General features: G+C 67.1%; 13 protein-coding genes. All 13 read left to right on the forward strand.

Annotated elements, in window-relative coordinates; all coding sequences use genetic code 11:
- The first annotated feature begins 189 nt into the window (after positions 1-189).
- The 13 genes from flgB (at position 190) to AC06FE_RS18495 (ending at position 13,800) form a co-directional block, all read left to right on the forward strand.
- Positions 190-588, forward strand: coding sequence for a flagellar basal body rod protein FlgB (gene flgB, locus AC06FE_RS18435; protein ID WP_132863498.1), 399 nt, complete (start codon positions 190-192; stop codon positions 586-588).
- Positions 589-599: 11 nt separating this feature from the next.
- A complete protein-coding gene (gene flgC, locus AC06FE_RS18440) occupies positions 600-1,007 on the forward strand; it encodes a flagellar basal body rod protein FlgC (RefSeq protein ID WP_192285801.1) in 408 nt (135 codons plus the stop codon).
- A gap of 26 nt (positions 1,008-1,033) precedes the next feature.
- Positions 1,034-1,705, forward strand: coding sequence for a flagellar hook capping FlgD N-terminal domain-containing protein (locus tag AC06FE_RS18445; RefSeq protein ID WP_132863495.1), 672 nt, complete (start codon positions 1,034-1,036; stop codon positions 1,703-1,705).
- A gap of 30 nt (positions 1,706-1,735) precedes the next feature.
- On the forward strand, positions 1,736-2,956 hold the full coding sequence (flgE, locus tag AC06FE_RS18450) for a flagellar hook protein FlgE (protein ID WP_192285803.1): 1,221 nt from the start codon (positions 1,736-1,738) through the stop codon (positions 2,954-2,956).
- Positions 2,957-3,089: 133 nt separating this feature from the next.
- Positions 3,090-3,839, forward strand: a complete 750-nt coding sequence (locus tag AC06FE_RS18455) for a flagellar basal body rod protein FlgF (RefSeq protein ID WP_132863492.1) — start codon at positions 3,090-3,092, stop codon at positions 3,837-3,839.
- A 258-nt stretch (positions 3,840-4,097) separates the two neighbouring features.
- Positions 4,098-4,883, forward strand: a complete 786-nt coding sequence (gene flgG, locus AC06FE_RS18460; RefSeq protein ID WP_478073883.1) for a flagellar basal-body rod protein FlgG — start codon at positions 4,098-4,100, stop codon at positions 4,881-4,883.
- Between the two features lie 23 nt (positions 4,884-4,906).
- Positions 4,907-5,596: a flagellar basal body L-ring protein FlgH gene (gene flgH / locus AC06FE_RS18465; protein WP_478073884.1), complete on the forward strand. Its 690-nt coding sequence runs from the start codon at positions 4,907-4,909 to the stop codon at positions 5,594-5,596.
- 8 nt (positions 5,597-5,604) lie between these two features.
- Positions 5,605-6,717 carry a flagellar basal body P-ring protein FlgI gene (locus tag AC06FE_RS18470; protein ID WP_225591547.1) on the forward strand — a complete coding sequence of 371 codons (1,113 nt, stop codon included), beginning with the start codon at positions 5,605-5,607 and terminating at the stop codon, positions 6,715-6,717.
- 1 nt (position 6,718) lies between these two features.
- Positions 6,719-7,909, forward strand: a complete 1,191-nt coding sequence (gene flgJ, locus AC06FE_RS18475) for a flagellar assembly peptidoglycan hydrolase FlgJ (RefSeq protein WP_446541816.1) — start codon at positions 6,719-6,721, stop codon at positions 7,907-7,909.
- A gap of 11 nt (positions 7,910-7,920) precedes the next feature.
- Positions 7,921-9,798 carry a flagellar hook-associated protein FlgK gene (flgK, locus tag AC06FE_RS18480; RefSeq protein WP_478073885.1) on the forward strand — a complete coding sequence of 626 codons (1,878 nt, stop codon included), beginning with the start codon at positions 7,921-7,923 and terminating at the stop codon, positions 9,796-9,798.
- Positions 9,798-11,000, forward strand: a complete 1,203-nt coding sequence (flgL, locus tag AC06FE_RS18485) for a flagellar hook-associated protein FlgL (protein WP_132863484.1) — start codon at positions 9,798-9,800, stop codon at positions 10,998-11,000. The genes flgK and flgL overlap by 1 nt, the downstream gene beginning before the upstream one ends.
- A 79-nt stretch (positions 11,001-11,079) precedes the next feature.
- The gene (locus AC06FE_RS18490; RefSeq protein ID WP_132863483.1) at positions 11,080-12,294 is read left to right on the forward strand and encodes a flagellin; all 1,215 of its coding nucleotides are present in this window, start codon (positions 11,080-11,082) and stop codon (positions 12,292-12,294) included.
- Positions 12,295-12,567: 273 nt separating this feature from the next.
- A complete protein-coding gene (locus AC06FE_RS18495; RefSeq protein WP_192285809.1) occupies positions 12,568-13,800 on the forward strand; it encodes a flagellin in 1,233 nt (410 codons plus the stop codon).
- Positions 13,801-13,864 lie beyond the last annotated feature (64 nt).

The raw sequence follows: 13,864 nt of genomic DNA on the forward strand, positions 1-13,864 counted from the left end.
CCCCCCTGCCGCCCTTCGGGCACCTTCCCCCGCTGGCGGGGCAAGGGAACAGCTTCCTGCCTTTCCCGCAACCTGGCTGACCTGCGGCCCGATAGGTGACTGAGGCGGGCCGAGCCGGAGCGTGCCTGTGCCGGGCGTTCTGGCACGCGGCTTGCAGCTTCCCCGGCAACGTTCCGTGGGAGCCACCACATGGCCAACCTGATTTCCGACTATCTGGGCATCCATGCCCAGGCCATGCCGTTGCGCGAGCAGCGCATGAAGCTGATCGCCAGCAACCTGAGCAATGCCGACACGCCGGGGTACAAGGCGCGTGACATCGACTTCGATGCCGCCCTGCGCCACGCCCAGGGCATGGCCGGCAATGGCCAGCTGGCCGCCACGGCCGAACAGCACTACGCCATCGGCGGGGACGGGCTGAATCCGTTCCAGATCACCCGCGAGGCGGCCCAGCCCAGCCTGGATGGCAACACCGTCGACCCCGACGCCGAGCGCGCCGCCTACGGCCGCGCCGCGCTGGAATACCGCGCCTCGCTGAGCTTCGTCGAATCGAAGGTGCGCACGATGCTCACCGCCATCACCGGCCAGTAAGGAACGATGCCATGAGCAACCTGCCGATCTTCGACATCGCCGGCTCCGCGCTGCAGGCGCAGTCGGTGCGCATGAGCACCATCGCCTCCAACCTGGCCAACGCCGATTCCATCGCCGGTTCGCCGGAGGCGGTGTACAAGCCGCTGGAACCGGTGTTCCAGGCCGTGACCAGCCGCACCGATCCCAACCTCACCGGCGTGCAGGTCAAGGAAGTCACGCAGAGCGATGCGGCGCCGATCAAGCGGTATGAGCCCAACCACCCGCTGGCCGATGGCGACGGTTACGTCTACTCGCCCGACGTCGATCCGGTGGCGCAGATGGTCAACCTGATCTCGACCTCCCGCAACTACCAGGCCGGCGTGGAGATGCTCAGCACCGCCAAGGAACTGGCCCTGGCCACGCTGACGATGGGCCGTTGACGCCCGCCCAACCGGAACCCACCGACATGACCACCAGCGTCTCCTCCGATATCTACGGCTCGCTCGGCCTGAACGCCACGGCCAATGCCAAGACCAAGAAGAACGACAGCCTCGACCAGGCCGACTTCCTGAAGCTGATGACCACCCAGCTGCAGCACCAGGACCCGACCAAGCCGATGGACAACAGCCAGATGGTGTCGCAGATGGCCCAGCTGTCCACCGTGCAGGGCATCACCGACCTGAACACCACCGTCAAGACCTTCCAGTCGGCGATGTCCAGCGACCAGATCCTCAAGGGCGCCTCGCTGGTCGGCCACGAGGTGATGGTGCCTTCGACCAAGTTCAGCCTCGAAGGCGAAGGGGGTACCAGCGGCACCGTGGCGGCCCCATCGGCCGGCACCGTCACCGTCGAGATCACCGATGCGAACGGCCAGAAGGTCACCACGCTGAGCGTGCCGGCCGACGCCGCCGGCGAGGTCAACTTCCAGTGGGATGGCACCGACGCCAGCGGCAACCGCATGCCCGCCGGCAGCTACACCATCGCCGCCACCCACTCGGACAGCAGCGGCGCCTCGACCAAGCTGAACACCTACGTGCAGGCCGAGGTGGAAAGCGTGACCGTCGGTTCCGACGGCCTCTACCTGAACCTCAAGGGCCTGGGCACTGCCCCGCTCGACTACGTGCTCCGCGTCAGCTGAGCCCCCCCGAACCCGCCAGGAGTTACCACCATGGGCTTCAACGTATCGCTGTCCGGCATCAACGCCGCCAACGCCGACCTGAACGTCACCGCCAACAACATCGCCAACGTCAACACCACTGGCTTCAAGGAGTCGCGTGCGGAGTTCGCCGACCTGTTCAACTCGACCAGCTACGGGCTTTCGCGCAATGCGATCGGTTCGGGCGTGCGCCTGAGTGGCGTGGCGCAGCAGTTCTCGCAGGGCAACATCGACCAGACCGGGCGCAGCCTGGACATGGCCATCGAGGGCGAAGGCTTCTTCACGCTGAGCATGAACGGCACGCGCGTGTACTCGCGCGCCGGCAACTTCCAGACCGACAAGAGCGGCTATGTCGTCAACCCGCAGGGCGCACGCCTTCAGGTCTACGCGCCGAGCGCCGATGGCACCCGCTTCGACGGCACGCTGACCGACCTGCAGGTACTGGCCACCGACAGCGCGCCCAAGCAGACCGGCCTGGTCAACCTGGCCTTCACCCTGCCGGCCAACGCCAGCGAACCGACCATCGCAACGTTCGACCCGAGCAACTCCAACAGCTACAACCAGTCCACCGGTGGCGTGACCGTGTACGACTCGCTGGGCGTCAGCCACACCCAGACGTCCTACTTCGTCAAGGGTGCCAACGCCAACGAGTGGCAGGTCTACAACTATGTCGACGGCCAGTCCGTCGGTGCGCCGACCACGCTGGAGTTCTCCAACAGCGGTGCGCTGCTGAATCCGGCCAACGGCCAGATCACGCTGGATCCGTTCACGCCCGCCACCGGCGCCGGCGTGCTCAACCTGACCTTGGACGTGAGTGGCTCCACGCAGTACGGCGAGAAGTTCGCGCTGCGCGACACCCGCCAGGACGGCTACGCCTCGGGCAAGCTGACCGAAATCAGCATCGACACCACCGGCGTGGTCTACGCGCGCTACTCCAATGGTGCCGACACCGCGCTCGGCCAGGTTGCCCTGACCAACTTCAACAACCCGCAGGGCCTGCAGAGCATGGGCAACAACGTGTGGACCGAGACCAATGCGTCCGGCATCGCACGCACCGGCGCACCGGACACCTCCGACCTGGGCCAGATCCAGTCCGGCTCGCTGGAAGCCTCCACCGTCGACCTGACCGAGCAGCTGGTCAACATGATCGTGGCCCAGCGCAACTTCCAGGCCAATGCGCAGATGGTCTCGACGCAGGACCAGATCACGCAGACCGTCATCAACATCCGCTAACCGCCGGATCGGGAACAGGACGTGGTGGTGGGTTGAGGGCCTCAGGTATCGCCTGGAGCCACTGCCCACCCGCCTTTCCCGTTGCCGGTGACGCACCGCCTCCCCTTCCCTACTTCCTGTTCCCTGCCCCCAAATGGATAAAGCCCTCTACGTCGCCATGACCGGCGCCCGCGCCTCGCTGCAGGCGCAGGGGACCGTGTCGCACAACCTGGCAAATGCCGACACGCCGGGCTTCAAGGAAGCGCTGGCCAACACCGAGGCATTCCGCATCCAGGGCCCGGGTTACGCCTCGCGCGTGGACGCACTGCACGTGGATGCCGGCTTCAATCGTCGCATCGGCGCGCAGCAGATCACCGGCAACGCGCTGGATCTTTCGCTGCAGCCGGGCAGCTGGCTTGCGGTGCAGTCCAACGACGGCAGTGAGGCGTACACCCGCGCTGGCGCGTTGTCGATGACGCCCAACGGCCAACTGGTCACCGCCGAAGGCAACACCGTACTCGACGACAACGGCAACCCGATCGCCATTCCGCCGCACCAGGCGATGGAGATCGGCCACGACGGCACCGTGTCGATCATCCCGTTGGGCGAAGGCCCGCAGACGATGGCGATGATCGGACGCTTGAAGGTCGTCGAGGCGCCCGACGAACGCCTGGCCCGCGGCCTGGACGGGCTGATGCGCAACACCGACCCCACCCAGCCCTTCGCGCAACGCCAGGGCAAGGCGCTGGACAGCGGCATGCTGGAGTCCAGCAACGTCGATGCCGCCGGCGCGCTGGTGCAGATGATCCAGCTGCAGCGCCAGTTCGAAATGCAGGTGAAGGTCATCAAGCACGGCGACGAGAACGCGCGCAGCGCGAATACCCTGCTGCGCTTGAACGGTTGATCGGGCCATTGGCTCCTGCGGCCGGGATCTGATCCCGGCCGCAGTCGATCACGTCGTCGTTGTTCCCTGTCGCCCGGGCGCGCAGATCGCGTCCGGGCGTTTTCATGCGTGCGGTTCGGCGGCTTCCTGCTTCGCGGCCCGGGCCGCTGCCACCGGCGATCTGCTCGCGACGGCATCCCGTCGCCGGTTTTGGCACGGCCCATGCATTGAACCTGGCAAGGGCCGCATCGGCCGGCATCAGCAGCAGAGGAACGCGTCATGAATCAGGCATTGTGGGTCGCCAAGACCGGGCTGGATGCGCAGCAGACGCGCATGTCCGTGGTCTCCAACAACCTGGCCAACACCAACACCACCGGCTTCAAGCGCGACCGTGCCAGCTTCGAGGACCTGCTTTACCAGCAGGTTCGCCAGCCCGGCGGTTCCTCTTCGGCGCAGACCCAGCTGCCCACCGGCCTGCAGCTGGGCACCGGTGTGCGCGTGGTCGCCACGTCCAAGAACTTCGACCAGGGCACGCAGCAGCAGACCGGCAAGGCGCTGGACGTGATGGTCAATGGTCGTGGCTTCTTCGAGGTGATGATGCCCGACGGCACCTCCGCCTACACGCGCGACGGCAGCTTCCAGATCAACGCGCAGGGGGAGCTGGTCACCAACAGCGGCTACCCGGTGCAGCCGGGCATCCAGGTTCCCGAGGGCACCCAATCGTTGACCATCGGCAGCGACGGCACCATCAGCGTGAAGATGCCCGGCGAGGCCGCATCGGTGGAGATCGGCTCGCTGACGTTGACTGATTTCATCAACCCGGCGGGCCTGCAGGCCAAGGGCGAGAACCTGTACGTGGAGACCACGGCCTCCGGGCCGGCGCAGAACGGCACGCCCGGCCTCAACGGGCTGGGCACCGTGGTGCAGGGCGCACTGGAAGGCAGCAACGTCAACGTGGTGGAAGAGCTGGTGGCGATGATCGAGACCCAGCGCGCCTACGAGATGAACGCCAAGGCCATCTCCACCACCGACGCCATGCTCGGCTACCTCAACAGCAACGTCTGACCGGTCGCCACAGGATCAATGCCATGAGCCGCACCCCATTCTTCCGTCAGCTTCCCGTCGCCTTGTGCGCCGTGCTCAGCGCCGGCTGCACGCTGGCCGGCGACGTGCGCCCCTACGCGCCGATGGCGCCGATCCAGCCGGTCATCGCCCCCTCCGCGACCCCCACCGCCGGCGCCATCTATGCCGCCGGCCCGGGACTGAACCTGTACGGCGACCGGCGTGCACGTGACGTCGGCGACCTGCTGACCATCACCCTGGTCGAGAACACCACCGCCACCACCACGGCCAGCACCGCCATCCAGAAGGATTCCAAGCTGGACGTCGGCACGCCGACCCTGTTCGGTGCCCCGGTCACGCTGGGCGGCAAGGACATCCTGGGGGCCTCGGCGGAAAGCTCGCGCGACTTCAACGGCAAGGGCAACAGCGCGCAGAGCAACCGCCTGCAAGGCAGCCTGACGGTGACCGTCATCCAGCGCCTGCCCAACGGCAACCTGGTGGTGCAGGGCCAGAAGAACCTGCGCCTGAACCAGGGCGATGAACTGGTGCAGATCCAGGGCGTGGTCCGCGCCGCCGACATCGCGCCGGACAACACCATCGCCTCGAGCAAGGTCGCCGATGCACGCATCGCCTACGGCGGTCGCGGCGCGGTTGCCCAGTCCAACGCCATGGGCTGGCTGGGCCGCTTCTTCAACTCCGCCTTCGCGCTGTTCTGAGCATGACCATGCGAACCGTTTCCCTCTTCCGTTGCCTGCTCCTCACCCTGGTGGTGGGCTGTGCCCTGCCCGCCCACGCCGAACGCATCAAGGACCTGGCGCAGGTCGGCGGCGTGCGCGGCAATGCCTTGGTCGGCTACGGCCTGGTCGTCGGCCTGGACGGCAGCGGCGACCGCACCAGCCAGGCCCCGTTCACCGTGCAGAGCCTGAAGAACCTGCTGGGCGAGCTGGGCGTCAACGTGCCGGCCAACGTCAACCCGCAGTTGAAGAACGTCGCCGCGGTGGCGATCCACGCCGAACTGCCGCCGTTCGCCAAGCCCGGCCAGACCATCGACATCACCGTGTCCTCGGTGGGCAACGCGGTCTCCCTGCGCGGTGGCTCGCTGCTGATGGCACCGCTGAAGGGTGCCGACGGCCAGGTCTATGCGATCGCGCAGGGCAACCTGGTGGTGGGCGGCTTCGGCGCACAGGGCAAGGACGGCTCGCGCGTGTCGGTGAACATTCCCAGCGTTGGGCGCGTGCCCAACGGCGCCACGGTCGAACGCGCCCTGCCCGATGTGTTCGGTGCTTCCGGGGAGATCACCCTGAACCTGCACCAGAACGATTTCACCACCGTCTCGCGCATGGTCAGCGCCTTGAACGCCACCTTTGGCGAAGGCGCGGCGCGCGCGGTCGACGGCGTCACCGTGGCGGTGCAGGCCCCCACCGATCCGGGCGCGCGCATCGGCATGCTGGCGCGCATCGAGAACGTGGAACTGTCGCCCGGCACCGCGCCGGCGCGCGTGGTGGTCAACTCCCGCACCGGCACCGTGGTCATCGGCTCGCAGGTGCGCGTCAGCCCGGCGGCGATCTCGCACGGTTCCTTGACGGTGACCGTCAGCGAATCGACCCAGGTCAGCCAGCCCAATGCGTTCGGCAACGGCCAGACCGTCGCCAGCCCGCAATCGACCATCACCGCCAGCAACGAAGGCAGCCGCATGTTCCGCTTCGACGGCGGTGCGACGCTGGACGAAATCGTGCGAGCCGTGAACGAGGTGGGTGCGGCGCCGGGTGACCTGATCGCCATCCTGGAAGCCCTCAAGCAGGCCGGTGCATTGAGCGCCGATCTCGAGGTCATCTGACATGCGTATCGCTCCTGCGCCGTTCGAGCTGAACCCGGCCACGGCCAACGATCCGGCCAAGATCGACAAGGTCGCGCGCCAGCTGGAAGGCCAGTTCGCGCAGATGTTGATCAAGAGCATGCGCGAGGCCAGCTTCGGCGACTCGCTGTTCCCCGGCGAGAACCAGATGTTCCGCGAGATGTACGACCAGCGCATCGCCGAGGCGATGACGCGGGGGCGCGGCCTGGGCCTGTCGGCGATGATCGCAAGGCAGTTGGGCGGCGGACAGCAGGCCACCGCGGCGCCGGTGGATCCGGCGATCACGCCTGCCGCGGCGGCACGCGCCTACCAGTTGGCCGCACCGGACATCCGCCCGCCTGCCCTGCCCTTGCAGCCCGGCCCCGGCGAAGACCCGTTCGCCGCGCTCGACGCCAGCGAACGCGCCGCCTATCTTGCCCCGCAATCGCAGGCGTTGGACCTGATCGCCGGGCGTGACACCGGCGAGCTGCACGCAGCGTTGGGCAGCGCCCATCCGTACGACGGCAGCGGCATGCCGGCGCAGGCCGAATGGACAATCGCCGATGACCGCTGGAGCGCGGTGACCGCCGCCGAACGCGGTGACGCCGTGGACACGACGCAGGCCAACCTGGCCGCCAGCAGCCTGGGCACGCATACGCCGGAAGGGTTCGTCGCCAGCATCTGGCCGCACGCGCAGCGTGCCGCGCAGGAGCTGGGCGTGAACCCACGCGCCCTGGTCGCTCAGGCGGCATTGGAGACCGGCTGGGGCAAGCGCCACATCAAGCGGGAGAACGGCCAGAGCAGCCACAACCTGTTCGGGATCAAGGCCACCGGCTGGAGCGGTGAGCGTGCCAGCGCCGGCACGCATGAGTACGTGGACGGACAGCGCCGCTCCGAACGCGCCAGCTTCCGTGCCTATGGCTCGGTGGCCGACAGCTTCAACGACTACGTGCGGATGCTGAAGAACAGCCCGCGCTACCAGGCCGCGTTGAAGGCCGGCAGCGACGTGCGTGGTTTTGCACAGGGCTTGCAGCGTGCCGGTTATGCGACCGACCCGTCCTACGCCGCCAAGATCGCCGCCATCGCCGCCGGCCCGACCATCGACCGCGCGGTCGGTGCGATTGCCGAGGTCGGCAACCGCTTCGGCCAGACCCTCGCTTCCGCCGCCGGGTTGACCGGCCTCACCCGTCGTTGAGATAGACGTCCATGTCCAGTGTTCTTTCCACCAGCACCAGTGCCCTGATCGCGTTCCAGCGCGCCCTGGCAACGGTCAGCAACAACGTCGCCAACATCAAGACCGACGGATACAGCCGGCAGACCGTGGACTTCGCCACGGCACCCTCGGTCAACGTCGGCTATGGCGATGTAGGCACCGGTACCCGCATCGTGGACATCCGTCGCGTCGCCGACCAGCTCGCCATCTCGCGGCTGCTGGACAGCAGCGGCGAACTGGCGCGGCTGGAAAAGCTGTCCACGCTGTCCGATCGCGTCGATGCGCTGCTCTCCGATACCGCAACCAACGTCACCGGGGTCTGGTCCAAGTTCTTCGATGCCGTCAACGGCCTGTCCTCCAACGCTGCGGCCACCACCGAACGCCGCGACATGCTCGACAGCGCGTCCACCCTGGTCGATCGCTTCAAGCAGCTCAACAACAGCCTGGACAGCCTCAACAGCGAGGTGAACAACGGGCTGCTGGCCGCGACCACCGAGGTCAACCGGCTGGCCGCCGAGATCGCCCAGCTCAATGGTGCGATCGGCAGCAAGGGCAATGCCGCCGCGCCGGACCTGCTGGACCGCCGCGACCAGCTGATCACCCAGCTGGTCGGCTACACCGGAGGTACGGCGGTAATCCAGGATGGCGGCATCACCAATGTCTATTCGGCCGGCGGCCAGGCGCTGGTGGTCGGCTCGACCGCCTCGCAGATAACCACCGCCGCCGATCCCTACCAGCCCGAGCGCCTGCAGCTGGCGATCAAGACCCAGGGCATGACCATCGTGCTGGATGGCAATGCGCTCGGTGGCCAGATCGGCGGCATGCTCGAGTTCCGCGACCGCGTCCTCACCCCTGCCCAGAATGAACTGGGAAGGATCGCCGTCGGCATGGCCACCACGTTCAACCAGGCCCACGCCGAGGGCATGGACCTGTACGGGGACATGGGCACGGACTTCTTCAACCTGGGCATGCCCAAGGTGAGCGCGCACAGCGGCAATACCGGCAGCGCCACCCTGACCGCCAGTTATGGCGACCTGGCCGCCCTGGATGGCCAGAACATCCTGCTCAAGTACAACGGCACCGGTTGGGAGGCCACCCGCGCCGACACCGGTGCCAGCGTCGCCATGACCGGCACCGGCACCGCCGCCGACCCATTCGTGGTCAATGGCGTGCGCTTCGAGGTGGGCGGCACCCCGGGATTGAATGATCGCTTCCTGCTGCAGCCCACCGGCGCGGCGATCACCGGGCTGTCGGTGGCCATCACCGATCCCTCGCGCATCGCCGCGGCCAACCCGGTCAAGGCCGGAGCCGACCTGGCCAACACCGGCACCGGCGTGCTGGGCAAGCTGGATGTGCTCGATGCCTCCGACCCGGCCCTGCTCAACCCCGCCAGCATCGAGTTCATCGACGCCAACCAGTACACCATCGACGGCGCCGGTCCCTTCACCTACACGCCAGGCCAGGCCATCAGCGCGAACGGCTGGAGCCTGGTGCTGGACGGCAAGCCCGCTGCTGGCGACACCTTCACCATCGGCAAGACCGGCCCCGGCTCCAGTGACAACGGCAACGCCTCGCGCCTGGCCGGCGTGGAGGATGCCAAGGCGCTCAGCGGCGGCACCGTCACCCTCAACGGTGCCCTCGGTGGCCTGACCACCCAGGTCGGTGCGGCGGCACGTTCGGCCGAATACTCGCTGCAGGCCCAGCAGGTCATCAACGACAACGCGCAGGCCGCGCGCGACTCGGTGTCCGGGGTAAACCTGGATGAGGAAGCGGCCGACATGCTCCGCCTGCAACAGGCTTACCAGGCTGCTTCGCAGCTGATCTCCACGGCAGAAAACATGTTCCAGACAATCCTCAGGGCGGTGGGCTGATGAATACCCGCATCTCCAGCAGCATGATCTACGACCGCTCGGTGGCGCTGATGCAGTCCAAGCAGAGCAAGCTGTCGCACCTGGAGCAGCAGCTCTCCACCGGCAGCAAGATCGTCACCGCCAAGGACGACCCGGTCGGCGCCGGTACCGCGGTCGGCATGGACCGCATGCTGGCCGAACTGGAAAAGCTCGGCGCCAACGCCAACACCGTCCAGAACCGGCTGGGCCTGCAGGAGAACGCCCTGGCCCAGGCCGGCGAACTGCTGCAGCGCATCTCCGACCTGACCATCCAGGCCAACAACGCCTCGCTGTCCAGCGATGACCGCAAGGCTGTCTCCAGCGAGCTGAAGTCGATCAAGCAACAGATGCTGGCGCTGGCCAACACCACCGACGGCAATGGCCGCTACCTGTTCGGCGGGGCCTCCGATGGCGATGCCCCGTTCACGCTCAGCAATGGCGTGGTCACCTACAACGGCGACCAGATCCAGCGCAAGGTCGAAGTGGCGCCGGGCACGTTCGTCAGCGACGCGCAGCCCGGCAGCGAGATCTTCCTGCGCATCCGCACCGGCGACGGGACGGTCGACGGCAGCGCTGCGGCCACCAACACCGGCAAGGGCGTGCTCACCGACCTGAGCCGCGACGGTTCTGGCAGTTGGGACGGCAGCAGCTATACCGTTCGCTTCACCGCCGCCGACAGCTACGAGATCGTCGACGCGAGCAACACCGTGGTCAGTACCGGCACGTACACCAGCGGCGACGACATCACCTTCGGAGGGCTGCGCATGCGCATCGAGGGCGAGCCGGCGGCGGGCGACGAGTTCAGCGCCGGGCAGGCCCAGAGCCGCGACGTGTTCTCCACCATCGACCGGCTGGTGCAGGCACTGGACATGGATGTGTCCACCGAAGCCGGCCGTACCGCGCAGCAGAACGGGCTGCAGGCGAGCCTGCGTGATGTCTCGCGCGCGGCCGAGGCGATGATCGATGCACGCGCCGCCGGCGGCGCGCAGCTGAAGACCATCGACGACGCCGCCTCGCTGCGCGAGGCCAACACCGTCACCCTGAAAAGCTCGCTGTCGCAGTTGCGCGACGTCGATTACGCCGAGGCCATCGGGCAATACAAGCTCGAGGGTGCGGCGCTCCAGGCGGCCCAGACCATCTTCACCCAGATGCAGTCGATGTCGCTGTTCAACATGATCCGCTGACCCACCTGACGGCAGCCGCACTGCCAAACCGAATCACCGCATCGCCTGATGCAGGCATAGAACACAACGGAGAAGTCCCATGGCACAAGTCATCAACACCAACATCATGTCGCTGAACGCCCAGCGCAACCTGAACACCAGCGGCACCAGCCTGGCGACCAGCATCCAGCGCCTGTCCTCGGGCCTGCGCATCAACAGTGCAAAGGATGATGCGGCCGGCCTGGCCATCTCCGAGCGCTTCACCACCCAGATCCGTGGCCTGGACGTGGCCGTGCGCAATGCCAATGACGGCATCTCGCTGGCCCAGACCGCCGAAGGCGCGATGGTGGAGATCGGCAACAACCTGCAGCGCATCCGCGAGCTGGCCGTGCAGTCGGCCAACGCCACCAACTCCGACACCGACCGCGAGGCGCTGAACGCCGAAGTGCGCCAGCTGCTCTCGGAGGTCGACCGCGTCGCCAACCAGACCAACTTCAACGGCACCAAGCTGCTGGATGGCAGCTTCGCCGGGGCCCTGTTCCAGGTCGGCGCCGACGCCGGCCAGACCATCGGCATCAACAGCATCGTCGACGTCAACACCGACACCATCGGCACGGCCGGCTTCGCCGGTGACATGACCGGCATCGGCGCGGTGCCCTCGGCCGCCTCCGGCACCGCCGTCGGCAAGGTGTCCGGGATCACCATCAGCGTCCAGGCCGCCGGTGCCAGCAGCGCCACCCAGATCAAGATCGACGACATCAAGGTCGACGTGGGTGACACCGCCGCCGACATCAACCGCAAGCTCACCCAGGCCATCAACGACAAGCTGGACCAGACCGGCCTGTACGCCTCGGTGGACGGCACCACCGGCGAGCTCACCTTCCAGTCGCTCAAGGCCGGCCAGACCATCACCGCCGCCAACCTCGGCACGCTGACCGGCGGCACCGGCCTGACCTACACCGGCGGCGCCCTGACGGTGCCGACCACCATGTCCACCCAGCATGCCGAGGACCTGGACATCCGCGACTTCACCGGCGCGCAGCGCGCACTGGAGATCGTCGACAAGGCCCTGACCGCGGTCAGCAACTCGCGTGCGGAGATGGGCGCGATCCAGAACCGCTTCACCTCCACCATCGCCAACCTCACCACCACCTCGGAAAACCTGTCGGCCTCGCGCAGCCGCATCCGCGACACCGACTACGCCAAGGAAACCGCCGAGCTGACCCGCACGCAGATCCTGCAGCAGGCCGGTACCGCCATGCTGGCACAGGCCAACCAGCAGCCGCAGAGCGTGCTGAGCCTGCTGCAGCAGTAACCGTTGCAGCGAGGCAAACAGGAAAGGCCCCGGCATGCCGGGGCCTTTTCGTTGGGGGCGACCATGCCGGGGCACCCGCTTGCCGGCGCTGCCGGCTGCTTTTCCGGCGCCCTGCCCGGCGGAAAAAAAACCTTGTCGTCGGGGCCTAAAGCTGCCGGGGTGTGTGCCGTTATTGATATCAGCAGCGGTACTGCGGCGCCCTACGCCACCCCACTGCATCCAGTACCGGTCAGGTTGAGCTGCCGGATCAAACGCCAAAAAGGAATCCGAATCATGGCACAAGTCATCAACACCAACATCATGTCGCTCAATGCTCAGCGCAACCTGAACACCAGCGGCACCAGCCTGGCCACCTCGATTCAGCGCCTGTCCTCGGGCCTGCGCATCAACAGCGCCAAGGACGACGCCGCCGGCCTGGCGATTTCCGAGCGCTTCACCACCCAGATCCGCGGCCTGGACGTTGCCACCCGCAACGCCAACGACGGCATTTCGCTGGCCCAGACCGCCGAAGGCGCGATGGTCGAGATCGGCAACAACCTGCAGCGTATCCGCGAGCTGGCCGTGCAGTCGTCCAATGCCACCAACTCGACCACCGACCGCGAAGCGCTGAATTCGGAAGTGAACCAGCTGCTGAAGGAAATCGACCGCGTCGCCAACCAGACCAACTTCAACGGCACCAAGCTGCTGGACGGCAGCTTCTCCGGCGCGCTGTTCCAGGTCGGCGCAGACTCCGGCCAGACCATCGGCATCAACAGCATCGTCGACTCGAACATCGACACCCTGGGCAAGATGAACTTCGCCGCCGACACCACCGCCGTCAGCGTGGTTGCCTCCGGCGCCGCCGCCACCGCCGCTGGCAAGATCTCCGGCATCAAGGTCAGCGTGCAGGCCGTTGGCGCGAGCAGCGCCAAGGACATCACCATCGAGGACGTCAAGTTCGAAGCCGGTGAAAGCACCACCTCCATCAACAAGAAGGTGGCTGCCGCCATCAACGACAAGATGGACCAGAGCGGCGTCTACGCCGAAGTCGACAGCAACGGCGCGATCAGCCTGAAGGCGGTCAAGGGCAACCAGTTCACCACCGGCTTCACCTTCGGCACCATCAGCCCGGCCACCACCGGCCAGACGACCGGCCTGACCTCCGGCGGCACCGCCTTCACCGCCCAGGACGCCACCGCCGTGTCCAGCCAGAAGGTCGCCGGCACCCTGGACATCTCCACCTTCATCGGTGCCCAGCAGGCGCTGGAAGTGGTCGACAAGGCCCTGACCGCGGTCAACAGCTCGCGCGCCGACATGGGTGCGATCCAGAACCGCTTCAGCTCGACCATCTCCAACCTGTCCACCACCTCGGAAAACCTGTCGGCCTCGCGCAGCCGCATCCGCGACACCGACTACGCCAAGGAAACCGCCGAGCTGACCCGCACGCAGATCCTGCAGCAGGCCGGCACCGCGATGCTCTCCCAGGCCAACAGCTCCACCCAGAACGTGCTGAGCCTGCTGGGCTGATCCCCGCCGGTGCCGCCGCAAGGCGGCACTGGAGGCAGCAACAACGCAGACCCCCGCCGCAAGG

The sequence above is a fragment of the Stenotrophomonas sp. Steno-C18 genome, assembly GCF_056393195.1.

What these genes read in the sequence shown, in the direction of transcription:
- flgB (WP_132863498.1), top strand. Translation starts at nt 190, where the DNA reads ATGGCCAACCTGATTTCCGACTATCTGGGCATCCATGCCCAGGCCATG.
- flgC (WP_192285801.1), top strand. Translation starts at nt 600, where the DNA reads ATGAGCAACCTGCCGATCTTCGACATCGCCGGCTCCGCGCTGCAGGCG.
- AC06FE_RS18445 (WP_132863495.1), top strand. Translation starts at nt 1,034, where the DNA reads ATGACCACCAGCGTCTCCTCCGATATCTACGGCTCGCTCGGCCTGAAC.
- flgE (WP_192285803.1), top strand. Translation starts at nt 1,736, where the DNA reads ATGGGCTTCAACGTATCGCTGTCCGGCATCAACGCCGCCAACGCCGAC.
- AC06FE_RS18455 (WP_132863492.1), top strand. Translation starts at nt 3,090, where the DNA reads ATGGATAAAGCCCTCTACGTCGCCATGACCGGCGCCCGCGCCTCGCTG.
- flgG (WP_478073883.1), top strand. Translation starts at nt 4,098, where the DNA reads ATGAATCAGGCATTGTGGGTCGCCAAGACCGGGCTGGATGCGCAGCAG.
- flgH (WP_478073884.1), top strand. Translation starts at nt 4,907, where the DNA reads ATGAGCCGCACCCCATTCTTCCGTCAGCTTCCCGTCGCCTTGTGCGCC.
- AC06FE_RS18470 (WP_225591547.1), top strand. Translation starts at nt 5,605, where the DNA reads ATGCGAACCGTTTCCCTCTTCCGTTGCCTGCTCCTCACCCTGGTGGTG.
- flgJ (WP_446541816.1), top strand. Translation starts at nt 6,719, where the DNA reads ATGCGTATCGCTCCTGCGCCGTTCGAGCTGAACCCGGCCACGGCCAAC.
- flgK (WP_478073885.1), top strand. Translation starts at nt 7,921, where the DNA reads ATGTCCAGTGTTCTTTCCACCAGCACCAGTGCCCTGATCGCGTTCCAG.
- flgL (WP_132863484.1), top strand. Translation starts at nt 9,798, where the DNA reads ATGAATACCCGCATCTCCAGCAGCATGATCTACGACCGCTCGGTGGCG.
- AC06FE_RS18490 (WP_132863483.1), top strand. Translation starts at nt 11,080, where the DNA reads ATGGCACAAGTCATCAACACCAACATCATGTCGCTGAACGCCCAGCGC.
- AC06FE_RS18495 (WP_192285809.1), top strand. Translation starts at nt 12,568, where the DNA reads ATGGCACAAGTCATCAACACCAACATCATGTCGCTCAATGCTCAGCGC.